Below are 25145 nucleotides of genomic sequence, written 5' to 3'. Positions count from 1 at the left end.
TGATATGGATAATTTAGTCACAGTGGACAATCTGACGTTTAAGCGAGGTGACCGTCTCATTTATGACGGCGTTTCGCTAAACGTGCCCCGCGGCAAGATTACCGCCGTCATGGGGCCTAGCGGTATAGGTAAGACAACGCTGCTTAAGCTTATTGGCGGGCAGTTACAACCGGAAAACGGCGATATTCAGTTTGATGGAGATTCGGTTGTATCGATGAATCGCTCTCGCCTTTACAAGACTCGTCGGCGCATGAGCATGCTGTTCCAAAGCGGCGCGCTGTTTACCGATATGAGTGTGCGCGATAACGTCGCCTTTCCGCTTAAAGAGCATACACAGCTCGATAAAGACATTATTGATACGATTGTTGACCTTAAACTGCAGGCTGTGGGGCTACGCGGGGCAAGCGAACTGATGCCCAGTGAGTTGTCCGGGGGAATGGCTCGCCGGGCAGCATTAGCAAGAGCTATAGCACTGGATCCGGATCTCATTATGTATGATGAGCCTTTTGCCGGACAGGATCCTATTTCGATGGGGGTACTGGTAAAGCTGATTCGTCAGCTCAATGATGCTTTGAATTTAACCAGTATCGTGGTCACCCACGATGTTACCGAAGTACTGACCATCGCCGACCACATCTACATTCTGGCAGATAAGAAGGTTATTGGCGAAGGGACAGCTGATGAAATCAGAAACAGCGGCTCAGAATTAGTTCAGCAGTTTCTCAAGGGAGAAGCCGACGGACCTGTGCCTTTTCATTATCCGTCAGATGAGCTTGAGACTTCATTCTTCGGAGCCCGGTCATGAATCCGTTTCGTTCATTAGGCGCAGGCACTATTGCGCGAGTGGAAGCTGTGGGCCGCGCTGGCGTCATGCTGTTCGGTGCACTTTTTGCGCTACCTAAACTCAAAAATATTGCGCTAACCATTAAGCAAATTCACGTAGTAGGTGTTCAGTCTTTACTGATTATCATCGTATCTGGTTTGTTTATCGGCATGGTTATGGCGCTTCAGGGCTATACCATTCTGGTCGATTACGGCGCGGAAGGCAGCCTGGGGCCTATGGTGGCACTGTCGTTATTACGTGAGCTCGGACCGGTGGTAACAGCACTGCTTTTTGCAGGCAGGGCTGGTTCGGCGCTGACTGCTGAAATTGGTTTGATGAAAACCACAGAGCAGCTCAGCAGTATGGAAATGATGGCGGTAGATCCGCTGCGTCGGGTTATATCGCCGCGCTTCTGGGCGGGCTTGATCTCTATGCCTATGCTGGCTGTGATTTTCAGTGCGGTCGGTATTTTAGGTGGTCATCTTGTTGGCGTTGACTGGCTCGGCGTTGATGCAGGTAGCTACTGGTCATTGATGCAGTCATCAGTAGATCTGGGAAGTGATGTAGGCAACGGTGTAATAAAAAGCCTCGTTTTTGCCATTGTTGTGACCTGGATTGCCATATTTAAGGGGTATGATTCAACGCCTACCTCAGAAGGCATTAGTAAAGCCACCACTGAAACGGTGGTATTTTCATCTTTAGCAGTACTGGGGCTGGATTTCGTGTTAACCGCCCTTATGTTCGGAATTGAGTAGGGGAGTAACATGAACAGATATAAAGCGGAACTTATGGTGGGCGTGTTCGTCGTATTAACCGTTGGCGCAGTTTTACTATTAGCACTCAAAGTGGCTAATCAGAGCATGACAACAGATGGCGACACTTACACGCTTTATGCAAAATTTGACAATATTGGCGGTCTTAAAGAGCGTTCAGCCGTAAAAGTTGGTGGAGTGACCATTGGTCGTGTGACATCCATTAGTTTGGATAAGAAAGATTACACCCCGGTGGTTGAGCTAAGCATTATTAGTAAGTACAGCGAATTTCCCGAAACCAGCTCCGTTTCTATCCTGACTTCAGGGTTGCTGGGCGAACAGTATGTTGGTTTTCAGCCGGGATTTTCGTTTGACGGAATCGCAAATCTTAAAGATGGCGATTATCTTCAGGATACGAAGTCAGCACTGGTACTGGAAGATCTGATTGGGCAGTTTCTGTTTAATCGCGGTGATAGTGATAATGGCGAATAAATTTTTAGTTAGGAGACTCGCAGTGAAAAAAATACTGTCAACTTTTTGCATGACTCTCATGCTTATTACCGGTGCAGTTCAGGCGCAGGAAGTCAATCAGAAAAATCCCTATGAAATGATTGAAGACGTGGCTATGCGTACGTTCGATCGCATCAAGGATAATCAGGCGTCTATTAAAAACAACCCTGAGCAAATGCGGACGATTATGAAAGAAGAGCTGCTGCCTTATATCGATTATAAGTTTGCAGCCTATAAAGTACTTGGCAAATACGCATCGAAAGTCGAACGTGATGAACTCCAGGAGTTTGTGAAAGTATTTCGCGAGTACCTGATTACTACATACGCTGTAGCGATGAACTACTACGATGATCAGGAAGTGGTATTTGAACCGTCCTCTGATGTAGGCGATGCCAGCTATGTTGTAGTGCGTGCTATTGTTAAAGATCCGAACCGCCCTGAAATTAAGGTTGCATTTAAAGTTCGCAAAGATTCAAAAACGAACGAATGGGGGGCTTTTGATATGGTCGCAGAAGGTATCAGCCTGCTGGACAGTAAGCGTAGTGAGTTCGAATCTATTATTCGCCAGGAAGGAATACAAAAAGTTATCGACCTGATGCAGAGTAAAATTGATAACCCTGTAGAACTTGAAAAAGAAATGGATTTGAAGGAAAGTGCGTGAGTCTTTTTCAGGTAAATGATAAGGGCGTGGTCAGGGTGCACGGACATCTTGACCGCGAGACGCTCTCAAAAAACTGGTGGCCTGCATTATCGTCGTCTGAAAAGTCGATGTTGGAACAACAGGGCACCTGCACCTTCGATTTGGCAGAGGTAGAGCGCGTCGATAGCGCTGGTCTGGCATGGTTGATTAATGCTATTCGGGATGGACGTCAGAATAACGTTGAAGTAAAACTTACAGATGCTCCGGAAAAACTTATTAAACTCGCTAAAATCAGCGACGTTGATACCCTTTTACCTGTAGAATAGTTTTAAAGTAACCAATACAGAGCAGAATGATTTATGGATGTAGCTGAAATTGAATCGATGCTTAAAAAAGCATTGGATCTTGCGGAAGTACACGTGAAGAGCGATGGCTCCCATTATACAATTATTGCCGTGAGTGATGAGCTTGCTCAATTAAGCCGTGTCAAACGACAGCAGGCTATCTATGCGCCACTGTCTGATAAAATTGCAGACGGTACTATGCATGCAATATCAATAAAAACCTTCAGCGAAGCAGACTGGCAGCGTGAGCGCCAGTTTAATATCCCTCAATAATCCGAGTCTGCCCGTGGATAAACTTGTTATTAAAAAATCACCTGCGTTGCATGGTGAGGTACGAATTTCCGGTGCCAAGAATGCGGCTCTGCCTTTATTAATGACCAGTCTGTTAACTGAGGAACGTTGTCGTTATACCAATGTACCCGCGTTAAGAGATATAAACACCACAACCGCACTTCTTAAGGAATTGGGGGTTGGCGTTGAAAATAATGGTCAGGGTGAGATTTGTTTGTCCGCAGGGCAGCTCAATAGCGTTACAGCTTCCTACGACCTCGTAAAAACCATGCGAGCCTCTATATTGGTGTTAGGGCCCTTACTGGCAAAATTTGGCAAAGCAAATGTCTCGTTGCCCGGTGGCTGTGCGATTGGTGCAAGACCGGTAAATTTACATCTTGCAGGCCTTGAGCAAATGGGCGCCAAAATAGAGGTGGAAGAGGGCTATATTCGCGCGCACGTCGACGGACGTTTGCAGGGAGCGCGTATATTTATGGATATGGTCAGTGTCGGCGCCACCGAAAATCTGATGATGGCCGCTGCGCTGGCAGAAGGCGAAACAGTACTAGAAAATGCCGCCCGTGAACCCGAAATTGTGGACTTGGCTAACTGTCTCAAGCAGATGGGAGCAAAGATTACTGGAGCGGGTACCGACAATATTCATATTACTGGTGTACCTTCACTTTCCGGCTGTGATTACCGGGTGTTGCCGGATCGTATCGAGACCGGTACATTTCTGGTTGCTGCGGCAGTATCTGGCGGGAAGGTGCGTTGCACGCATGCTGCACCGGAAACACTGGATGCGGTACTTAATAAGTTACAGCAAGCCGGGGCCAAAATTACCTGCGGTGATGATTGGATTGAGCTGGACATGGAGGGGAAAACCCCTAAAGCTGTGCAGGTGAAAACAGCGCCACATCCTGCATTTCCAACAGATATGCAGGCGCAGTTTGTTACTCTCAACTGTATCGCCGAAGGCACCGGTGTCGTGACAGAGACCATATTCGAAAATCGCTTCATGCACGTCCCGGAACTACAAAGGATGGGCGCCGAAATTGCCCTTGAGGCAAACAGTGCTGTATCAAATGGCGCTTCAAAGCTAAAAGGTGCACCGGTAATGGCAACTGATTTACGTGCTTCTGCCAGTCTGGTGATCGCAGGTCTGATTGCCGAAGGGGAAACACACGTAACTCGTATCTACCACCTTGATCGTGGCTATGAAGCCATAGAAGAAAAGCTGGGCGGATTGGGCGCGAACATCACCCGCGTCAGTGACAGTTAATTAGTGTTGATGAATGAAAGAAGGCGAAGCGTGGCTGCGCTTTTTTGTATCCGGTTCGAGGTGGGAAGTACCGTGTAAGGTATAGCGTTCCTCTACAAAGGTACAAAAAAACATACCCCATTAACTGATCGAATAACCGTCCTTACAGAAAATATGGCAAAATTCGCCCAACTGTAGATGCATTGCGCTAAAAATACAGTATACTCTTGCGTAATCTTCAATCTGTCCGGTTTATGAAGTAACTGCGAACGGGCTGTTGAAAAACTGGCAGGAGGCCAGGTTTTCAAAGAGACCCTTGGATTGTAGAGACGAATAAGAAAAAAGTGGTTTAACGAACGTATGCAGGGAAAAGTTGGTTTGAAATACGTTATTCTTCGGCTTCGTCCATATTTAGAGCTTCGCCACTCCATTCCGACTGTACTTTTCGCCATGATGGTAATGACGATGTTATTCATTGGTGAACCGCCTTATGCGCTGGCGGATGAAAAGCAGGAAGATGGAATTAAAACTGCTCAGCGGGATAATACTTCTCATGCTGAAAAGCAGGACACTTCAGGCAAGCGAAACAATAGTTAGTGGGTGTTAAGCCGCTTCGGCGGCTTAACCTCCTAATTCTGCTACCGTTACATTCATATCCATCAACTCACCATCACGGCTTATCTGCAGCTTCAGTTGCGTACCCGGTTCGGTTTCCGCAATCATATCCAGCGTTTTAGATGCACTTTCAAGTTTAATATCATTGATGGCCAGTATGACATCGTTTGGCTTCAGGCCAGCTTTGGCTGCAGGGCTTTGTTTTGCCACAGCGGTGACAGTAACACCTGGTCGATTCGCAATTTCCTGACCAATGAATCCCAGCTGACCGCGGGTAACGCGACCATCGGTAACAATTTCGTCCATAACGCGTTTGGCAAGCTCATAAGGCACCGCAAAGTTGATACCATCAACATTTCTTACGCCGTTTCTGCCATCGCGTACCTGGAAGTTGGCATTAGTAATACCTACTAATACCCCATTACTGTCGACCAATGCACCGCCTGAATTACCCTGATTTAACACCGCATCAGTTTGTATAAAATCAACAAAATTCGATAAGCCTTTTCGACCCGCCCGGCTAACGATACCGTGTGTTACGGTCTGCCCTAAATCAAACGGATTACCAATGGCCATGACCATATCACCTACAGCCACATCAGGATCTTCAGACTGGGGGATAACGTGAAGGTTTACGCCGTCATCAACTTTCAACACTGCTAAGTCGGTATACTGATCGTAGCCAACAATGTGTGCCTCAAGAATCTGGCCATCCTGAACGGCCACAACAATACTATCGGCATTTTGTACCACATGGTTATTTGTCAGGATATACCCTGACTCAGTCATGATAACGCCTGAACCCAGACTGGTCCGCTCCCGCGGACGGCTGCGATAAAAGCCGACATCGTTTTCTATGCTCACGCTGTATATGTTAACCACTGCGGGGCCAGCCTTATTAACCGCATCTTTATACGTAATGCGACTGGCGCTGCTGCTACCGGGGTTAAAGACGTTTTGTGCAAAGCCGTCACCCTGTCTCAGGTTTGGCACCAGAAACAGCATCAGAGCAGCGACAATCACGCCTAAAAGAATAGATTTGAAAAGGAAACTAAAAAATTGCCTGCTTGCCACGGTTTCTTCTTATATTTACGCCTCCGCAGAAGTGGGAGGGAGGCAATTTATCAGTGAATTTAAGAATAACATCGCCGATCGAGGATTGCCAAAAGAAACTGTTAATTGGCGTAAAGCCAGTAACTTAGGTGTGCCCTACGTATTAGCGAAGGTTTTTATCATCCAAAAAATAAGCCACCGTAAGGTGGCTTAAGTTTGGTTCAGCGTACCCTGCTACTGGCGTATAACCAGGTAACGGGTAGAAGCGCCGCGTTTGATATTTAATGCAATGACACCCTGAGATGCATCCATTGCCTCGCGCAGTTCAGCGATACTTTCTATACGCTGGCGATTAACGCTGACGATAACATCTTCAGGCTGCAGACCAATTCGCGCAGCCGGGCTGCCACGATCCAGTTCTGTTACCTCAACACCTTTGTTACCGGCTTCATCTTCGCCGTTAGCAAGCTCCGCACCTTCCAGTGCCGGATGCAGCTGTGCCGCAGTCACCTGCGTTTTACTCGCATCATCCAGCGTCACCTTGATGGTTTGTTTATCACCATCACGCAGAATAGTCAGGTCAACCTCAGCGCCGGCCCCCATGCTGGAGATGCGGGCTGCCAGTTCTCTGAAGCCACTTAGTTTTCTGCCGTTGACAGCAGTGATGATATCACCTGCACGCAGGCCTGCTTTCTCCGCGGCAGTTTCAGGCTGAACTTCCCGTATGAACGCGCCTTTATTAACAGGGACATTCATTGCCTCGGCCAGACCGGCGTCAACATCATTGCCCAGTATACCCAGCAGTCCGCGACGAACCTCACCAAATTCGGCAATCTGGTCTACGAGGCTTTTCATCATATTGCTGGGAATCGCAAACCCGATACCGACATTGCCACCGTTCGGGCCGAAGATAGCAGTGTTGATGCCAACCAACTCGCCGTTGAGGTTCACCAGCGCACCACCGGAGTTTCCACGGTTTATGGCTGCATCAGTTTGGATAAAATCCTCATAGCCACCGATATTGAGACCCGAGCGGCCAAGCGCACTGATAATGCCTGATGTGACGGTTTGTGAAAGGCCGAACGGGTTACCAATAGCTACTACGTAGTCACCCACACGGCTGCTATCTGAGTCAGCCAAAGGCAGGTCAGTCAGATTCTCTGCCTTTATCTTCAGTAACGCAATGTCGCTTTGCTCATCAGCGCCAAGCTTCTTGGCTTTGATTTCACGACCATCCTTCAACTTGACCGTTATCTCATCAGCGTTATCCACGACATGATTATTGGTTACGACATAGCCTTTTTCTGCATCAATAATGACGCCCGAACCCAAACCACGAAACGGGCGTTCCTGCACCTGTTCCTGCGGTCCACCGAAGAAATAACGAAACATCTCAGGTACCTGCTGACGGGCAGTTTGCGTACCTTCAACCGAAATACTCACAACGGCAGGGGTCGCTTCTTCCAGCATAGGCGCCAGAGAAGGGACTTCCTGTTTATTGTTGTCACTGAAGAATGGCAGTCCGGCCTGGACAGGTACGGACATGGCCACAGAGCTGGCTACAACTCCAGAAATAACAACGACCTGGCGAAGAGACTTTTTCATATTCGCTTACACTCCTCATGATTATTGCGAAACGTCTGTATTGTCAGACAGACACAAAAAAAGTATGAAAAGTTCCTATTTTTCTTCTTCTGTTGCGGCAGATGGTTTGTCACTGCCGACGAACAACCCGGAACTTGCGCCGGCGAAATCCTTAGGCTGAGTGCCCGCTACGGTTTTTACCTTGGTTTTTTCCCGGCCATGCAAATTATTTCGCAAGTAGGCTGATGCCTGCTCGCCATAAAACGGCACAGTATCGTTTTCGTCACCGACATCATTTTTCAGTAATGCTTCGTATTCTTCAATCTGCATACGTAGTGACTGACACTGGTTTTCCATTGCATCAACGATTTGGCGACTTTGATGAAAGTGGTGCTCAGCTTGCTGAGCCATAATTTCTTTTACGTTTTTCTCAGCTTGTTTGACGGATTTATTGCTGCCGTCACGGGTATACACATACCGGGCGACAAAAAAACCGATGATAAGGCCAACGACCAGTAGGGCAAGAGGAATCAGGACTTCCATTTATATCTCCGAAAATTTACAGCAGAGGCCAGACCAGATGCATAACCTCTTACTTCTTTAGTACTTATTTCTACTATACCAAGTTCACGCTATCAATACTGTTCAACAGGAACATTGCTTACCGGTATAATGCATTCAACAGGCGGTGTAAGGTTTTTTTAGTTTCGCCCGGGATTAGGTATAATCGCAGCTGAAAACCGCAGCCCACAGGCCAGCCAGCGATTGGCATGATCCTGGTGGGTTAACTGTGCGTTGATATTTTACATCAAAGTATGTGTGCCATAAGCAATTTTCAAGCAGGTCGGTGCAGCTGATCACTCTTGCCGGCACTTTCAGGAGTAGTAACTTTAATGACACCATGGGAAACCTATCAGGAAGACCTGAAACATCCCGAATTTCACCATGACCCCGCGCAGGAAAATGCCGTAAAAGCGTTGCAGCGTTTATATGATGACCTGCTGGACAAGCCCGAAGCGCAAGCGGGGCTGGGAGCCAGTCTGAAGAAGTGGTTTGGTAAAACATCGAAACCTGAGCCTGCAAAAGGCATTTACTTTTACGGTGGCGTGGGAAGAGGTAAAACGTATCTGGTCGATACCTTTTATGAATGTCTGCCTTTTGACGATAAAATGCGTGTGCACTTTCACCGGTTCATGCACCGTATCCATGACGAATTAAAACAGCTGAAGCAAGCTCAGGACCCGTTAAAGATTATTGCAGCAAAGCTGGCTAAAGAGGCGCGAATCATTTGTTTTGATGAGTTCTTCGTTTCTGACATTACGGATGCCATGATATTAGGCACATTGATGCAGGAGCTTTTTGGCCACGGCATTACACTGGTTGCCACATCGAACATTGTACCGAACGACTTGTATAAGAACGGGTTGCAGCGCGCACGCTTCTTACCGGCGATAGACCTGATTAATAAGCATACCGAAGTCATTAATGTTGATAGTGGCGTGGATTATCGCCTGCGTACGCTGGAGCAGGCCGAATTGTACCATCATCCTCTGGATGAGGATGCCACTGCCAATTTACATGAGTATTTTGCACAACTGGCACCGGAGAAGGGCACCCGGGATGAAGCGATAGACATAAACAACCGCAAGATCCGCACGTGTCTGAATGCTGACGGGGTAATCATGATTGAATTTAAAGAATTGTGCGAGGGGCCCCGAAGTCAGAGTGACTATATCGAAATCAGTCGCTGTTATCATTCTGTGCTGGTGGCAAATGTAAAGCCCATGGGACAGAACAATGACGATGTGGCCAGGCGCTTTATCGCTATGGTTGACGAATTTTACGAACGCCATGTTAAGCTGATTATGTCAGCGGCGGTGCCTATGGATGAGCTATATTCGCAAGGCAAGCTGAGCTTTGAATTCCAGCGTTGTATGAGCCGGTTAAAAGAAATGCAATCACACGATTATCTGGCAACCGAACATCTGCCTTAAAGCGCTGTTCAGCATTCATGATTGTGGGTAAACTTACTCATGTATCGCAATTCGTGGCACGGCGCGGCCACACCCAATAAGTAAGAGATCAAATAATGGGAAGAGCATTTGAAGTAAGAAAGGCCGCCATGGCGAAAACGGCGGGTGCAAAGACAAAGGTCTATTCCAAATACGGAAAAGAAATTTATGTTTGTGCGAAAAACGGTGGGAGCGACCCTGAGACAAACCTGTCACTTCGCCGGTTGATGGACAAGGCTAAGAAAGATCAGGTACCCGCTCATGTCATCGATAAAGCCATTGATAAGGCAGCCGGTGGGGCCGGTGAAAATTATGAGCCTGCACGCTATGAAGGTTTTGGCCCGGGCAACTGCATGGTTATTGTCGATTGTTTGACCGATAACGCAAACCGTACCATTACAGATGTACGCAATTGCTTTACAAAAACAAATGCCAAAATTGGTGCCCCGGGTGCCGTAAGCCATATGTTCGATCACCAGGCAGTTTTTCAGTTCGCCGGTGATGACGAAGACGCTGTCCTTGAAGTGTTGATGGAAGAAGATGTTGATGTTTCTGAAGTGGAAGAACAGGATGGTAAAATTACGGTTTACGCGCCACATACTGAGTTCAACAATGTGCGTACGGCATTAACCAATGCCTATCCGGATTTAACGCTGGATACTGAAGAGATTACGTTTATTCCTCAGACGGAAACTGAAATCAGCGAAGAAGACCGTCCAATGTTTGAAAAATTCATGGACATGCTAAACGACTGTGATGACGTACAGGATGTTTATCATAATGCGGTACTTCCAGACTGATAACGCCGGAAATAAAGTTTAAATAAATCAAAAGCCCTCGAATGAGGGCTTTTTGCTATTTAAACACATTTTAGTTTTCTGTCAGACCATTAGTACTGTCAGCAATACAGGCTTACCGGGTAGTAATATCGAATTTTGAATTGTTTTAAAGTTTAATTATTACTTCTCGTTATCTGACGCTAAAATATTTTTAATTAGTCTTATTTTCGACGTAACAAAACTCCAGAAAGCAGCATGAACAGTATTCAGACATCCGGTCATAGCATGACATTAAAGGTCATTGACCTGCTAAAAAGCCATCGCTTAAGTTTAATAAACCAGTGGGTCAGACAGGTAAAGGAAGAGTTCGGAAAGGAGGTGTCGCTGTCAGATGCTGAGTTCGCCAATCATATGGTGTATATCATTGATGCGCTTATTGAGGAGTTGCTCACCTTTTATCATAACGGTGACAATGTCAGACAACTGCCGGATGGCGACCTGAACTATGATGAAGGCGAGATTCAAGATACAAAGCTTGGTGGTAAAAAGCATGGCAAGCAGCGGGCAGGTATTAATGCATACAACGCCGATAAAATTTACTGGGAATACACCATTTTGCGAAAGGTGCTGGTAGAGTTTTTGCAAAAGCAACAGGTGTTGGATATAGACCACTTGGAAATTGTAACCTGTGTGATTGAGCGTTGCACCCGGGAATCCATGGCCGTATTCACTGAATCACTTCACGCTACGCAGCGCAAACTTCTGGGTACCGTTGTACATGATATACGCTCCCCCCTTTATGTTATATCTATGCTTGGCGAGTTAGCAGCAGAACAGCACAGTATTGTTCGCACACCGGCATTCGGGCAAAGAATTAACACCGCGGCCGGACGCATTTCCGCCATGTTGGAAGATATGCTTCAGACATTGTCTGTTGAGTCCGGACAAGGCATCGAAATTAATTTTGATGATGGTGACTTTTCAGGCTTTTTATCTTCCGTGGCAGAGGACGCAGTTAACTTTTATGGAGAGCGAGTGAAGCTGGCGTTACCCGACAATGAAATTGCCTATGTTTTTGATGAAATAATATTTCGGCGTGTATTGGAAAATCTTATCTCCAACGCGTTTAAATATGGCGGTAAAGAGGAGAATGTGACCATCTTTGCCAAAAAAGAGGATGAACACATCGTTGTTGAAGTCCACAACTTTGGCAACCCTATTGAAAAAAATCACTGGGAAGAAATCTTCAAATACCTGAAAAGTAGCGATGCCCGCAATGAAAAGCTGAACAGAAGTTGGGGTATTGGCCTGGCCTTTGTTAAGTCGGCCGTAGAAGGTCATGGTGGAGAAGTAACCGTATCCAGCAGCGAGGAATTAGGCACCTGTTTTCGGATAGTGTTGCCGAAGAACCAATTCAGGAGTGGCGATAGCACGCTGGTTAAAATTGAGTAAAAATGTGCTTTGTCGCTGTGAGTTAAAACAGGCCATCTCAGCCAGTGGTAACTATCAGTAAACTCTATGCAATAATCTATAGCGTAAGCAGATTATCTATCAAATACGTTGCTCACGGTTTGATTGCGTTTTGTGATTACCCGGCCGACGATAATTGCCGGGATGCAAACCGTACATACCTGTTTTTCCCTAATGATTTGGCTTCTAAAAGCGCATCATCAGCATCACTGATAAGCGTTTCGAGGCCTATTGGTTCGATAGCAGCATTCACCACCTGACAACCTGCGCTAATCGTAAGAACGTTATGCTTACTCACCCGGTTATCAATGTTTAGTGCCTTGATGCTTTCTACGAGTATACGGGCGACCACTTCGCAGCCTGATTCATCTGTGTAGGGCAGCAGAACAAGAAACTCCTCTCCCCCGAATCGGATAACTTTGTCTGATGGACGCCGTAAAACACTGGCTATTGTGCTGGCAACCTGTCTTAGGCAATTGTCACCGGCAAGGTGGCCGTAGGTGTCATTAAAACCTTTAAAATGGTCAATATCGATTAAAATAGCACTTAACTTCGCATTGTCCCGAATAACCTGCTTTATCAGATTGGGCACTTCCTGAGCCAGGTAGTAGCGATTGTGCATTTTGGTCAGGTGGTCTTTATAAGTCAGCTCGTTGAGCAGCTCAATCCGCTTTTTGTTTTGAACATGCACTTTGATTCGATGCAGTAATGTAGAAGCGACAACAGGCTTCAACGCAAAATCGGCAGCACCGGATTCCCAACAAGCATCCTGGATCTCTGTGGAGTCAGAGCCGGTGACAAAAATAACAGGCACATCCTGCATTTCTGGTAACAACTTTATGTGCCTGCAGACTTCAAGTCCACTCATCCCGGGCATATTCATATCAAGAATGATGACATCGGGGTGATGATTCGCCAGCCATGTCAGCGCACTCGGTCCGCTATTGACAGATATACACTGATAGTTACTTTCCAGCATTGTGTCTAAAACAGTCCTGCTGATTTGCTCGTCATCAACTATTAATGCGAGCGGTTTTTCTATCAAAGATAAATCTTCATCATTACTCATTTAATCAGGCAGCCGTATGTATATTATTATTTTTAAGGTGCAATGCGTGTCTAGGATGCTTCGCATGATTGACACAAATGCGCGAAGCCGTCGCAAAACAGCATGTCGAAATTGCTTTTACTTGCCGGTTGGCTGAACAGGTACCCCTGACCTTCGCAGCAACCCAGGTCGAGAATTAAACCAAGCTGGCGCTCAGTCTCAATTCCCTCGCAAACCAGTGCCAGCCCCAACATTTCAGCCAGACTCACAATGGCTTTTATAATATGTCTTGCCTGGGCGTTATCGGTGGCGTCTTTCAAAAACGAGCGATCTATTTTCAACACATCTAAATCAAATGTTCGTAAGTAAGATAAACTTGAGTACCCGGTTCCAAAATCATCCAGGGCAATAGAGACGCCAATCTCGCTAAGCTTTTCAATCGCGCACCTTGCCGCGTTTACGTCATTCATCAATGCTGTTTCGGTTACCTCAAGCTCCAGATATGCCGGAGGTAAACCGGTCTCTTTTAAAATTCCGGCAACAAAATTTGGAAAATCGGCTTGGGTAAAATGCTGCGCATCAATGTTTACGGCAATTTTCAAAGGGCGTTGTAATTGCATGCACTCGGCGGCATATGTGCATGCCTTGCGTAAAACCTGTTGACCCAGTTTTATAATCAGGCTGGTTTCCTCGGCTATGCTGATAAAGCGGTCAGGGAAAATAAGGTTGCCTCGTTTGTCCTGCAATCTGACTAAAACCTCTGCACCCGTAATTCGGCCAGTTTTTAACTCTACCTTGGGCTGATAATGCAAAACTAAATTGTCTGAATGAAGAGATTGGCGTAAAAGCTTTTCCATTTCTACGCGATCTTTAAGTTCATCCAGTAGCCGCTCAGAATAATAGCCAAAGTTATTTTTACCCTGGGTTTTGACCTTGTACATGGCTGCATCTGCATTTCGCATCAAATCTTCCGGACAACCCGCATCTGTTGGGAAGACGCTTATACCTATGCTCAGCGAGAGGTGGTGTTTTTCCCCGTTTAATATAAAAGGCGACTCTTTCGTTTTAAGGATATTCGCAGCCAGTACATTGACTCGGGAAATATTTGCGACATTATCAATTAGCAACGCAAACTCATCACCACCAATGTGAGAAAGCGTGTACTTACTGCTGATAGCACTTTCGATATGACGGGCAACATGATTAATGATGCTGTCGCCAACCGCGTGACCCAGTAACTCATTAACAGTTTTAAAATTATCGATATCGATAATTAAGACGGCAACCAACGAATCTGTATAGCCAGCATTTGTCATTGCCTGGCAGATTCGCTCATGAAACAGCACTCTGTTGGGTAAGCCTGTTAGCGGGTCGTGGTTGGTGATATGTGTCATTTGCGAAGCCATCCTGACAGCATCGGTAACATCGCGGAAAACGACAACGCCGCCTGCAATAACACCATCTCCTGTCAGAACGGGGGATGCGCTGTATTCAACCTGATACGCGTCGCCATACCTGTTGTTCAGTTGGATATTTAAGTCACTCAGGACGGTGCGCTTTTGTTCAAGCGCTGCCGTTAACGGCGAGGGAGCGGTAGTACCTGCACTTATGTCAGACAGGCGCATTACAGTATCAATATGTTCACCTGCCGCTTGTTGTAATTGCCATCCAGTGAGTCGCTGAGCAGATGCGTTCATATAACTTATCTGCAAACCTTCATCTGTGGTAATCACCGCATCAGCAATTGACTCAAGCGTGACAGTTAGCCTGTTTTTTTCCTGAACTAACCTATCGTGAGCGGCAGATAAGGCTGATTGTCTTTTGATTGACTGGAGATGGTTTGTAATTCGCAGTTTACAAAGCTCATGATTAATAGGCTTATGAATGAAATCGATAGCGCCTAATGAGAGGGCCCGCTTTTCTACAACGGCATCACAGTGAGAGGTGATGAAAATAACTTTTGATGAAAAATCGTGTTGGCTGGCGAGAAGCTTCTCAAATAACTCAAATCCGTTGAGCTGTGGCATCTCAACATCCAGAATAATCAATGCCGGCGCGTACTGTTGTATCAGGCGTAGCGCATTAAACGGAGAGGTGGTTGATACAACCCGACATACGCCTTTCAAACAGGCCTCGATGGCTGTCACAGTACTTAATTGATCATCAACAATTAATACATAGTCTTGTGAAACTAACACCAATCCAACCTTCCATTTGAATAGTTCCTTTTTACTATATTTTAAATTTTTGTTAAGTCCTTACTACTTTAGTTTACTTTTGAGATTATCTTATATAAGCGGATGAATCTATAGAGGTTGTTTAGCCCTATACTGAATATGCGACCCGCGACGAAGTGTAATAAATAATCGCTGCGCTCGTTTGTACAATCAGGCAGTGCGGGTCATATTCAAAAGCGTTTATAGTCGTACTTTGTGAATAAGTCAGGTAGAATGCGCCGCGGAGTTGGCCAGGCAATCGCCGCTTTCTTTTGAAAGGGGAGGAAAGTCCGGGCTCCACAGGGCAGGGTGCCAGATAACGTCTGGGCGGCGCGAGCCGACGACCAGTGCAGCAGAGAGTAAACCGCCTAAGCGCGTAAGCGCCGGTAAGGGTGAAAGGGTGCGGTAAGAGCGCACCGCACAGCTGGCAACAGTTTGTGGCATGGTAAACTCCACCCGGAGCAAGACCAAATAGGATCCCGTTACGTGCGGCCCGCATGGGGATCGGGTAGGTTGCTGGAGCCAGTCAGCAATGACTGGCCTAGAGGAATGGTTGCCCACGACAGAACCCGGCTTATCGGCCGACTCCACTCATTTTAATAAGCGGCAAGGCCGCTTATTTTTTCTTTTACTTTTTCGACAGCTTGCTATTTTTTCGCTCAATCAGCGAATAGATATGCGCATGCGAGGCCAGCATGGTATAGGCTGGTGCCAGAAATCCGCGTTCATGCAGAATAGCGACAGTTTCTCCATACAACCCTGCCAGCCGGTCTTCATCAATAGTATAAATGCCTTCCACTTTCTTTGACGAACCATCAATAAACGCAATATCCAGCGCAATGGGTGTCAGTAACTCAAGCTCTACCAGTGCTTTGATAAAGGCTTTGGTTTGCGGCTCACCTTCCAACAGCAGTGCTAACAGTTCCTGTTTATCAGCCATAAGAGGTGTAGGTTTACCATCTTCGCTAAACAGAGGTTCACCTTCCGTTTCACTGACCGCGTCGCTCTGGGTATTGACACAAACCAGATGATGGTCACCTTCCTCATCGTGTTGCTGGCCTATGTAAAAGGGACGACGCTGAACTTGTGCCGGAATGTACAATCCTTCCCAGCGATTATTGCGCCAGTACAGGTTTTCGCCTTTTTCAAATCCCAGCAAGGCAGAGCAGACAAACTGACCGGACTCTGGATCTTTAGTAAACACAATCGGGTATTGCACAATCAAGTCACTGAATTCACTCAGCACTACGGAAATAGTTTGATTCTGACTGCCAGTCTGCGCCACTTTGTCCGGTAAAACCTTAAGGTTCTGGTGCTGATGAGGATTGAGTGCAACAAAGTGTGACATCTTACTCTCCTGTTAAGCCTGATTTCTCTGGGCAAAAATAGAAATGATTGAATATGGGCTTACATACGCACAAACAGGCAGTTAGTGTTCATGTAAAGGTGAAAAAAGTGTTAATTGTCACACGCCTGACCCAATGGAACGGTAGGGAGGACTTACGCGCGGGTAAACGTAGCTTGCTCGCTCAGTGACTGACTTGATAGTTTCCAGCCAATACTCAATAGCAAAATAAACATAACAGGGAGAATATAGACACCGGCATTGACGTCGAATGTCGCCTGAATAAGGTAAGCAAGAACCGCAGTCTGACACCCTATTAACAGTCCGGCTCCTGATGTAATTAGCGAGGTGCGCATCATCATAAACCACATTAATGCCAATGGCAGGAACAGTAATATAAACCCGGCTACCCCCTGGGTTGCCAGTGTTTCCAGATAGTCATTATGCGCACGCTTCGACATTTGCGAATTGCCTAACAATAACGGTTTGTACTGGTGCTGCACAAATGGATAGGTACCGGGACCTGTACCTGCTACCGGGTAATCGGCAAACACCTGGATGGCAGTCTGACGTAGCATTGAGCGACCGTTATCTTCCATTTTCTGACTGGTAAACCGCTCGTATATGGACGACTGGGTAAAGCCGGCTCCCAGAAGAACCAGTGCCAGAGCGCCACATAGAATTACTTTTCTGGTCAAAATTCGCGTAGCCAGGAATCGGTTTCTTACAATGAGTAATGTGCCAGTGATGACTGAAGCTAAGATAACGGCCATCAGCGCGCCACGAGAGCTGGTGTTAAGCAAGGTTATCATCAGGATAACAAGGGCAATGCTTAGCCATGCAGTGCGTGCGCTTAGCCATTTTCCGTTCGCCCTGCGGTGTGTTATCACTGAGTCCGCCGTTAAACCAGCGGCGACACACAGGGTCATGACCATATACATGGCATATTGGTTTTTATAACTAAATGTACCTCTGATCCCCTCCTGCCAACTGAAGTCCCAGGGCGGAATCGCCGAAACCAGTTCAAAGTCGCCGCCGGTCAGGTAGTTTAACTGAGAGTAAATTGCTGTGATAACACCACCTGCTACCAGGACAAGTGCCAGTTGACGCAACTTTGTCAGATTACTAAAAAGGGTAATCACGATAATAAAAAGCGCCACCAAAGCACCGTATTTTAAAAGCTCAATTAAAGATGCCTGCCGGTAGACAGAAAGGTAGCCGGCACTGGCCATATCTACCTGTGTATGCCAGTCAGAGGTCGCCGGGCTGATGAACTTTATAACATCATGGGGAAGAGGGATAAGATACAAAGTACAGTATGCCAGCCAAAGTGCGAACAGGCATATAATTGGCACAGCCTGCTTCTCAGTGATGAGCGGCACATGTCTGGATGTAAGAATAAACAGCAATACAATGAAAATGCCTGCTGCTGTGAAAAGCTGTTCCCATTCCAGCTCTGCGCCATGCAGCCAGGGCGAAACGATGAGGATAAAATAAAGAAAAAATCGCGCGAGCTTATCGACGGGATGATAATTACCGGTAGGTGGCATTAGCCGCTTCAGCCTCCAGCATACGTAATCTTGCAGACGTCGCCTTGTTTGGCGAGCAACAACTGAAAGGTGCAGCGACCTTGTATCGCGCCATTGCCGAGAGCATCTGTTCTCTGGTTTCGGGCTCCCGCAGTGCGCTGGTCATTAACTTCTCACCAGCTTGTTGTAACTCACCGGGAAGTTCATACCAGCGTTTAATCATTATCGGACCAACAAGCTGCTGAACATTCTTTTCATAAGGGGCCAGGTTTAACAGCGTCGACATTGCAGCAAACGTATCTTCGTCATTTTGCTTCAGATAATCATCCAGAAAAACCTGTAATGCCAGCGCCTCAAAGTGACTGGGCTGCATCAGTCTGGCATCAGATATTGCTTTACGGGCAGCTTCGTAATATACGTCACTGGTCTGAGTCTGCGCCCTGACAATATAAAGCTTAGCCAGCGCTATTTTTACTGAGGCGTCGTCAAGCAGGGCGGTATCAACGCTTTCCAGGTTTTTTTGCACAGACTGCAAAGTGCTAATCTCAGGCAGGCTATCACCGGTAAACCATGACTCAACCTGTTCTGCAGATCGTGAGGCGGTAAAATATGCTGTACCTGATTGCAAACAGATAAACCCCATCACCACAGCGATTAATAACGCAGAAATACGCAGGACTTGCTCACTGGTAGTCAGGTGAACAGCCTGTCGCTGCGCGGTTTTGACCGCTTGTTTGTCGTGTGAGGAAGATGTCATAAACTGAACGTGTATCCGGATACAGAATAAATAAACAATAACGGTAGCCAAGCGAATACTGTGCCAGCTAAAGCAAACCGGTTTATATTTTTCAGGCAGATATACGTGCCAGTACGCGGGCCAGATCCTCAGAGGTGAAAGGTTTGGAGATATAGTCGGTCATACCGGCTTCAAAGCAGGCCTCTTTATCCCCTTTCATTGCATTGGCGGTAAGTGCCACTACCGGCACCGACTGATGTGTTGTACCTGCTTCTCCGGCACGAATTCGGCGGGTTGCCTCGTAGCCATCCATCACTGGCATCTGGCAATCCATCAGGACCAGGTCAAAAGGCTTTTTCACCTGTCTTAGGGCTGTTAGTGCGGCTTCTCCGGTGTCTGCCATCATCAGTTTATGGTGCTTTAAATTCTCCCTGGCGATAATTTGATTTACCTTATTGTCTTCCACCAACAGAATGCGAAGAGACTGTGCGGCAATCGCATCCGGCTGCATAGGATTTATCGTTGTTCCTGCATCAGCCATGTCGACAGCTGGCAAAAGTTTAACGGTGAACTGAAAAGTACTGCCGATGCCCTTTTCACTATCTACCTCGATATTACCACCAAGAAGCTGACATAGCTGACGCGTGATTGCCAGTCCCAGCCCGGTGCCGCCGAAACGCCGGGTCGTGGTGCTATCTTCCTGCGTAAATACCTCAAATATCGACTGGCGTTTATCTTTGTCAATGCCGATGCCAGAGTCAGTCACCCGTCCGGTCAAGGCGAGTTCATGCGCATTCTGCTCCAACAGAAACTCCGTGGTTATCTGTCCGCTTTCGGTGAACTTTACCGCATTACTAAGCAGGTTCCCCAGTATTTGACGTAATCGCACGGGATCACCACACACCATCGTTGTGTCACTGAATTGTGAAGTGGTATGAAGGGCAATGGATTTTTGTTCACACACCGCCTCATACTGGGCGGTGACGGTAGAAATAAGTAGTGGCAGGTTAAAATTAATATGCTCAATGTTTAGCTGGCCGGCCTCAATCTTTGAAAAATCGAGGATGTCATCAACGATGTACTGAAGGTTTTGCAGACTTTGCCGCGCCAGAGACAGATAATAGTCCTGTTTGTCATCCAGCGGTGTGTTATTTAGCAGCTGTAACGTGCCTGATACACCATGTAGCGGTGTTCTGACTTCATGGCTCATGCTGGCCAGAAAGCTGGACTTCAGGCGGGCTGATTCTTCAGCCTTCGTTTTCGCATCAATAAGGTAACGACGGGTTTGTTCCTGCTCGGTGATATCCTGACAAAACGCCACATAGTGAGTTATCGTTTTATTATGACGCACGGGTGTAAGAATCAGGCGTGTGTAGAAAACATCGCCGTTTTGCTTATACAGCGTCAGGGTTTCATCTACCGATTCACCAGCGTGGATCCGTGTATTGATATTGTCGACTTTTTGTAAGTCAGTTTGTGGTCCGGTAAGGGTTACCAGTGGCTTATTTTTCACACTGCTTAAGGTGTAGCCGGTCAGGCGGGTAAAGTACTCGTTGACGTAAACGATGAATAACCGGTTTGCTGAAAATTCAGCAATGCCGATAGCCACGGTAGCACTTTGCATCGCATGGCTCATAAGTCTGTTCATGCTTTCAAGGTTTCGCCGTTCTGTCACGTTGTTACCGATAAGAATGCTGCCAATAACATTTTTATTCTGGTCACTAAGTGGTAGCAACTCCCATTTTATAATTATCTCCTGCTGCGAATTGCTCATATAGATTTTATCAATAGTGCTGCTGCTCTCGCTGGCCTCTTTTTTTAGGCGACTGAGCATCTGGTGGTCAAAACCAAGTGCCTGGGCGCTGTCGCTGTAAGGGCGGTTAGCCATCAGAACATTGTCATCTTTATCCAGCACAACCAGTAACTCTTCCAGTGAGTCGATAACATTGGAAAACTGTCGATTGGAAAGCGATATGGTAAGCAGGTTATCTTTAAGCTCATCGAACGCATTTCGAATGAGGGCAAGCTCAGCAGCTTCATCAGCAGGTGCTACAGAACGGGAAGCCGTTTGAGTATGCATACTTTCGGCAATCGAATGATGCAGGGATGACAGTGTCTCACCTGCAAGACTGGCGGAGCGTCTTACGGCATAAACACTGATTAAAACGGTGGCTACAACACAGCATAACAGAAGTGGCAATAACCAGAACAGCGATTGATAGACCGTGCTCAGTGGAGCCAGGCTATGCACTGTTAATGCATTCCACTGCATGGTATGACCAATCCAGTTGGTAAACTGACTTTCAGTTAAAGACTGTCCGCGGGCGACTACATCGGTTTTACTGCTATACAAGATAGTGCCGCTAGTGTCGGTGATGAGTTGAACGGCCGAATTTTCACGGGCGTAGATTAAATCATCAATCTTATCAACATATAGTACCAGTGCGCCTTCCACGCTATCGCCCAGTTTTACCGGCACGGCAAGCATGACACCATCGGATGTAACGGCAACCGTTCTGGAGCCTGCCTCAAGCGTGTTCGACTGCCACTGCTGCACGAATGTATCTGGCAGCGGCGTGCTCCAGTTTTTGGTAATAATCGGCTGGGCGGCGAAATCATAAAGCGCAAGCCGATACGAGTCAGCGCGTGTGAGTCTTAATGTACGAAAAAACAGTGGCAGGTAGGTGTCGCGCTGCTCATAGTCAATAAAACTATTTACGATGATGTCGTTATCAGCAACACTTTGTAAAAGGCGAAGAGCGTCTTGCAGACTGATTTGAATATCATCCTGAAGAATTTTTGCATGATGCCGTTGTCTTTCTGCAACCTGTTCCTGAGCAAAATACAAGACGGCACCACAGATTAACCCACTTACCAGAAACAAAGCGGCGAGCAGCCGGGGGAAAAGAACGCGTTGAAGTTTTCCCGCCAGGGATACTGGGTGCGGCATCTATTATCTCTTATAGGGAATCAGGTTCCCCATTTTATCAAAACGTGACATGAAATAATCATCAGCCCATAGTGCATCATGTCGCGTTGAAGTAAAAGCGGGTTCATAGGTTTTCACTACGCCTTTTAAAGCGGGCAGGTTTTCCAGAGCATCGCGCACAGCATCTGTATTGATACACTCGGCACGCTTAACCGCAGCAGCCAGAAGGTTGACTACATCATAAGCATGAGCAAGGCCTACTACAGCCGGCACCGAATCAGCAGAAATATCCGTTCCGTATCGCTTCTTATATTGGGAGAAAAGTGATCGCGCCTGAGCCTTTGTCTGGTGTAAAAAACTAAATGTCTGAATAACATTAATATCCATGGCTGCGAGCACAGGCAAAGAAACCATCGACACAAAGTCCCCGCCTGCCAGCCCCCAATGGGCAATAATAGGCAGTGGCGTTGAAAATTGCTTGTGTACAGCGCGTGTTACCACCGCCGCTTCAGGGGCATTAGCCACTAAGATGATGGCTTGCGCATTGGTATCAGCGATAGCGCCAGCATCCTGTTCAAACGTTGCCTGTTGCCAGTTAATCCAGGTAACTTTGACGATTTCGATATCCAGTTCGGCGGCCGCCTTATGCAAAGAGTCATAATTCGAGCGCCCCCAGCCAGTACGCTCAAGTACCAGCGCTACCCGCTTAAGCCCCCGCGAGCGGGCATGCTGTAGCAGCACACTGGCTGCTTCGCTGTCACGAATGGATACTCTGAATACATTGTTGGGTGCGTAGCCATTTTCAACTACTGGCGTTCCCGCTGCCCACGCGCCCAGATACAGCAGATTATGCTTATGAATCGCATCCAGCTGAGCCATGGCAACAGGCGTGTGAACGCCGCCCACAACGGCCAGCAAGTTGTCGGTCTCTGCCAGCTTATTGATATTAGCGATACCCCGGCCAGGATTTCCTCTGTGGTCAGAACGAATCAGCTGTACAGGATGTCCGAGCAACCCGCCTTGTTGATTTATCTCATCTACTGCCAGCTGGGCACCACGAAAGATGGCTTCCCCCCCTTCGGCAGCAACCGTACTGAAATCAGCATCGACCGCGATAACTAGCGGTGACTGTGATGGCGCGGCTGCCTGCACCGATCCCACTACATTAAAAGACAGTAATAAGCAGATGAGAAACAAATAATTACGGACAGCCATCAAAATATCATTCTGACAAAAAATTTAGGTATAAGAAGCATAGCGCCTTCCCTGTGTATGACAATTATACTTATGGTGTGAATTTACCGCAGTTTTGCAGTTTGGTGTTGTTATTTTTTTAGTCCGGTCACGCCAGTGTGTGTGAATTTTTCAGTGAACGCTTCAGGAGAATACGCACATATGTCGCAGTTACCCCCGACAATTATTGATGTAGAAGCCTCTGGATTCGGTGCGCAAAGTTACCCGGTAGAGGTCGGCGTAATTCGTGCCGACGGTGAACGGTTCTGCAGTCTGATAAAACCCGCCGACGACTGGCATCACTGGGATGAACAGGCGCAGCAGTTGCACGGTATCAGTCGGGATGATCTGTATACGTACGGGCAGGCCGCTACCGAAGTCTGTCAAAAGCTCAATGATTTTATCGATACGCCTACCGTATATTGTGATGGCTGGGTTGTGGATTACCCCTGGCTGATTAAGCTATTTGACGCAGCCGGTGTATCGATGAATTTCCGGGTATCTTCCCTCGACTTTTTACTGAAAGAGCGGCAAATGGATGTTTGGGATAAGGTCAAGGAGGAGCTGCTGGCGCAGTTTAATGACAGGCGTCATCGCGCGAGCTCGGATGCTGAGCTTATTCAGTTGACGTTTATGCAATCGCTGAGTCAGAGTTAACCCAACATTTTAAAAAAGTTGGCAGTGAAAGCATGAAACAACAGTGTGTGGGCATTATTGGTGGAATGAGCTGGGAGTCCACCTCGGTTTATTACAAAAAAGCCAATGAGAGAGTTGCTTCTCGGTTGGGTGGAATGCACAGTGCTGACTTGCTCATCCACAGTCTTGATTTTGCCACCGTTTGTCAGTGGCAGCATAGCGGGCAGTGGGACAAACTTGATAATCTGATGGCAGACACAGCCCGCCGGCTTGAGGCATCAGGTGCAACGGCTATCGCCATTGCGACTAATACTATGCACCGCTGCGCACCCGCCGTTAACGCTGCTATTTCCGTTCCGCTTATTAATCTTGTTTCTAATACCGCCAATACGTGCCTTCGGGAAAAGCATCAACATGTTGGGCTGTTGGGCACGCGTTTCACTATGGAAGCAGATTTTTATAAGGGCGCCTTACACGAAAGCGGTCTGACAGTTTCTGTCCCGGCACAAAACGAGCGTGAGGACATCCACACGATTATTTATGATGAACTTTGCCAGGGAAAGGTTACTTCAACGGCCAAAAATCGGTTTATTGCTATTATGGAGAGTTTGGCCGCAACGGGAGTGACCGGATTCATTTTAGGGTGTACTGAAATTGGATTGCTTATTGAACAAAGCGATGTGCCATTCACGCTATTTGATACTACGGATATTCATGTGGAAGCGATTGTCAGACACTTAACCTCTGTGTAGCAAATTTGACATTACGCTTCAGTTTAAAAGTGGTACTTAACGCCCAGCTCGATACTTGAAATATCCAGCTCGCCCACTGCGCGATATTCATATTCAACCGCCATATTGAAACGGCTGGCATCACCAAGTTCCCAGCCCAGGCTAGCCGCGACACCCGCGTTCTCAGGTATATACACTTGCTGGACTGACTGATAATTTTGATTATTACTGGTTTGCAATGCAGCGAAAACGCGCTGTGAATTTGCGGTAGGCAGCGCACGTCTTGCCAGCAGTCTGATTGAGTCTACCGGGCGGTAAGTTTCGATCGCATCGATCCATAATGGGTGATAAGGCATTTCGCGCTCATACTTCAGGCCAAACGACCAGTTCGGTAAGCGATAATTTTTGTAAAATACATCTGCCTGGTATTCCTGTTTAACAATATCTACCTGCGAAGATATTGGTTTGAAATTAAAACCATCTTCAGCAAAAGCCGATGTACTTAAAGCGCCTGCAAGAGCATATAAAAGATATTTACCTTTCATAAAGCGACATCCGAACGTTGAGTAAGTGCCCTGACCGCTGAACGCGGTGTGTCTTTTTATAATAATGCGATACCCCAGATTCGC

24 protein-coding genes and 1 other RNA gene are annotated in these 25145 nt (G+C 47.0%); 14 read left to right on the top strand and 11 right to left on the bottom strand.

Annotated features, from left to right (window positions below; all coding sequences use genetic code 11):
* Positions 1 to 4 precede the first annotated feature (4 nt).
* The 8 genes from FBQ74_RS13915 (at position 5) to FBQ74_RS13880 (ending at position 5197) form a co-directional block, all read left to right on the top strand.
* Positions 5 to 805, top strand: a complete 801-nt coding sequence (locus tag FBQ74_RS13915) for an ATP-binding cassette domain-containing protein (RefSeq protein WP_139757233.1) — start codon at positions 5 to 7, stop codon at positions 803 to 805.
* Positions 802 to 1578: a lipid asymmetry maintenance ABC transporter permease subunit MlaE gene (gene mlaE / locus FBQ74_RS13910; RefSeq protein ID WP_139757232.1), complete on the top strand. Its 777-nt coding sequence runs from the start codon at positions 802 to 804 to the stop codon at positions 1576 to 1578. The genes FBQ74_RS13915 and mlaE overlap by 4 nt, the downstream gene beginning before the upstream one ends.
* A gap of 9 nt (positions 1579 to 1587) precedes the next feature.
* A complete protein-coding gene (gene mlaD / locus FBQ74_RS13905; protein ID WP_139757231.1) occupies positions 1588 to 2067 on the top strand; it encodes an outer membrane lipid asymmetry maintenance protein MlaD in 480 nt (159 codons plus the stop codon).
* A 22-nt stretch (positions 2068 to 2089) separates the two neighbouring features.
* Positions 2090 to 2746 carry an MlaC/ttg2D family ABC transporter substrate-binding protein gene (locus tag FBQ74_RS13900; RefSeq protein WP_408641325.1) on the top strand — a complete coding sequence of 219 codons (657 nt, stop codon included), beginning with the start codon at positions 2090 to 2092 and terminating at the stop codon, positions 2744 to 2746.
* On the top strand, positions 2743 to 3051 hold the full coding sequence (locus FBQ74_RS13895; RefSeq protein ID WP_139757230.1) for an STAS domain-containing protein: 309 nt from the start codon (positions 2743 to 2745) through the stop codon (positions 3049 to 3051). The genes FBQ74_RS13900 and FBQ74_RS13895 overlap by 4 nt, the downstream gene beginning before the upstream one ends.
* A 33-nt stretch (positions 3052 to 3084) precedes the next feature.
* Positions 3085 to 3342 carry a BolA family protein gene (locus FBQ74_RS13890; RefSeq protein ID WP_139757229.1) on the top strand — a complete coding sequence of 86 codons (258 nt, stop codon included), beginning with the start codon at positions 3085 to 3087 and terminating at the stop codon, positions 3340 to 3342.
* 13 nt (positions 3343 to 3355) lie between these two features.
* Positions 3356 to 4621 (top strand): UDP-N-acetylglucosamine 1-carboxyvinyltransferase, encoded by a 1266-nt coding sequence (gene murA / locus FBQ74_RS13885; protein WP_139757976.1) that lies wholly within the window; start codon positions 3356 to 3358, stop codon positions 4619 to 4621.
* Between the two features lie 357 nt (positions 4622 to 4978).
* On the top strand, positions 4979 to 5197 hold the full coding sequence (locus FBQ74_RS13880) for a hypothetical protein (protein ID WP_139757228.1): 219 nt from the start codon (positions 4979 to 4981) through the stop codon (positions 5195 to 5197).
* Between the two features lie 24 nt (positions 5198 to 5221).
* Here the strand turns inward: FBQ74_RS13880 and FBQ74_RS13875 are convergent, their stop codons facing one another.
* From FBQ74_RS13875 to FBQ74_RS13865, 3 genes are all read right to left on the bottom strand, one after another.
* Positions 5222 to 6289 carry a trypsin-like peptidase domain-containing protein gene (locus tag FBQ74_RS13875; RefSeq protein ID WP_408641324.1) on the bottom strand — a complete coding sequence of 356 codons (1068 nt, stop codon included), beginning with the start codon at positions 6287 to 6289 and terminating at the stop codon, positions 5222 to 5224.
* Between the two features lie 213 nt (positions 6290 to 6502).
* Positions 6503 to 7873: a DegQ family serine endoprotease gene (locus FBQ74_RS13870; RefSeq protein ID WP_139757227.1), complete on the bottom strand. Its 1371-nt coding sequence runs from the start codon at positions 7871 to 7873 to the stop codon at positions 6503 to 6505.
* A 75-nt stretch (positions 7874 to 7948) separates the two neighbouring features.
* Positions 7949 to 8395 (bottom strand): ZapG family protein, encoded by a 447-nt coding sequence (locus FBQ74_RS13865; protein ID WP_139757226.1) that lies wholly within the window; start codon positions 8393 to 8395, stop codon positions 7949 to 7951.
* Positions 8396 to 8745: 350 nt separating this feature from the next.
* Between FBQ74_RS13865 and zapE the strand changes: the two genes are divergently transcribed.
* From zapE to FBQ74_RS13850, 3 genes are all read left to right on the top strand, one after another.
* Complete coding sequence (zapE, locus tag FBQ74_RS13860; protein ID WP_139757225.1) at positions 8746 to 9846, top strand: cell division protein ZapE; 1101 nt, start codon at positions 8746 to 8748, stop codon at positions 9844 to 9846.
* Positions 9847 to 9941: 95 nt separating this feature from the next.
* Entirely contained in the window at positions 9942 to 10664 is a 723-nt protein-coding gene (locus FBQ74_RS13855) for a YebC/PmpR family DNA-binding transcriptional regulator (RefSeq protein WP_139757224.1), read from the top strand.
* A gap of 234 nt (positions 10665 to 10898) precedes the next feature.
* Positions 10899 to 12095 carry a sensor histidine kinase gene (locus FBQ74_RS13850; RefSeq protein ID WP_139757223.1) on the top strand — a complete coding sequence of 399 codons (1197 nt, stop codon included), beginning with the start codon at positions 10899 to 10901 and terminating at the stop codon, positions 12093 to 12095.
* A gap of 136 nt (positions 12096 to 12231) precedes the next feature.
* On the opposite strand, the gene FBQ74_RS13845 is transcribed toward FBQ74_RS13850, so the two are convergent.
* A complete protein-coding gene (locus tag FBQ74_RS13845) occupies positions 12232 to 13182 on the bottom strand; it encodes a diguanylate cyclase (RefSeq protein ID WP_139757222.1) in 951 nt (316 codons plus the stop codon).
* Between the two features lie 50 nt (positions 13183 to 13232).
* Complete coding sequence (locus FBQ74_RS13840; RefSeq protein WP_168190675.1) at positions 13233 to 15359, bottom strand: two-component system response regulator; 2127 nt, start codon at positions 15357 to 15359, stop codon at positions 13233 to 13235.
* Between the two features lie 261 nt (positions 15360 to 15620).
* Here FBQ74_RS13840 and rnpB point away from each other — a divergent pair.
* Positions 15621 to 15970: RNase P RNA component class A (gene rnpB, locus FBQ74_RS13835), an RNA gene on the top strand.
* A gap of 35 nt (positions 15971 to 16005) precedes the next feature.
* On the opposite strand, the gene FBQ74_RS13830 is transcribed toward rnpB, so the two are convergent.
* The 5 genes from FBQ74_RS13830 to FBQ74_RS13810 form a co-directional block, all read right to left on the bottom strand.
* Positions 16006 to 16725 carry a SapC family protein gene (locus FBQ74_RS13830; RefSeq protein ID WP_139757220.1) on the bottom strand — a complete coding sequence of 240 codons (720 nt, stop codon included), beginning with the start codon at positions 16723 to 16725 and terminating at the stop codon, positions 16006 to 16008.
* 152 nt (positions 16726 to 16877) lie between these two features.
* Positions 16878 to 18272: an O-antigen ligase family protein gene (locus FBQ74_RS13825; RefSeq protein WP_139757219.1), complete on the bottom strand. Its 1395-nt coding sequence runs from the start codon at positions 18270 to 18272 to the stop codon at positions 16878 to 16880.
* Positions 18256 to 19008, bottom strand: a complete 753-nt coding sequence (locus FBQ74_RS13820; protein WP_139757218.1) for a hypothetical protein — start codon at positions 19006 to 19008, stop codon at positions 18256 to 18258. The genes FBQ74_RS13825 and FBQ74_RS13820 overlap by 17 nt, the downstream gene beginning before the upstream one ends.
* Before the next feature lie 91 nt (positions 19009 to 19099).
* Complete coding sequence (locus FBQ74_RS13815) at positions 19100 to 21937, bottom strand: ATP-binding protein (RefSeq protein ID WP_139757217.1); 2838 nt, start codon at positions 21935 to 21937, stop codon at positions 19100 to 19102.
* A gap of 3 nt (positions 21938 to 21940) precedes the next feature.
* A complete protein-coding gene (locus FBQ74_RS13810; RefSeq protein WP_139757216.1) occupies positions 21941 to 23131 on the bottom strand; it encodes an ABC transporter substrate-binding protein in 1191 nt (396 codons plus the stop codon).
* Positions 23132 to 23311: 180 nt separating this feature from the next.
* Between FBQ74_RS13810 and FBQ74_RS13805 the strand changes: the two genes are divergently transcribed.
* Together FBQ74_RS13805 and FBQ74_RS13800 are read left to right on the top strand one after the other, a co-directional pair.
* Positions 23312 to 23806: a 3'-5' exonuclease gene (locus tag FBQ74_RS13805; RefSeq protein WP_139757215.1), complete on the top strand. Its 495-nt coding sequence runs from the start codon at positions 23312 to 23314 to the stop codon at positions 23804 to 23806.
* A 32-nt stretch (positions 23807 to 23838) separates the two neighbouring features.
* On the top strand, positions 23839 to 24537 hold the full coding sequence (locus tag FBQ74_RS13800; protein ID WP_139757214.1) for an aspartate/glutamate racemase family protein: 699 nt from the start codon (positions 23839 to 23841) through the stop codon (positions 24535 to 24537).
* A gap of 23 nt (positions 24538 to 24560) precedes the next feature.
* Here FBQ74_RS13800 and FBQ74_RS13795 read toward each other — a convergent pair whose 3' ends face one another.
* Entirely contained in the window at positions 24561 to 25061 is a 501-nt protein-coding gene (locus FBQ74_RS13795; RefSeq protein ID WP_139757213.1) for a porin family protein, read from the bottom strand.
* Between the last annotated feature and the right edge of the window lie 84 nt (positions 25062 to 25145).

It is taken from the genome of Salinimonas iocasae, from assembly GCF_006228385.1.
Lineage (GTDB): Bacteria > Pseudomonadota > Gammaproteobacteria > Enterobacterales > Alteromonadaceae > Alteromonas > Alteromonas iocasae.
Note: the sequence above shows the minus strand (reverse complement) of the source record. Positions and strands in the feature narration are given on the sequence as shown.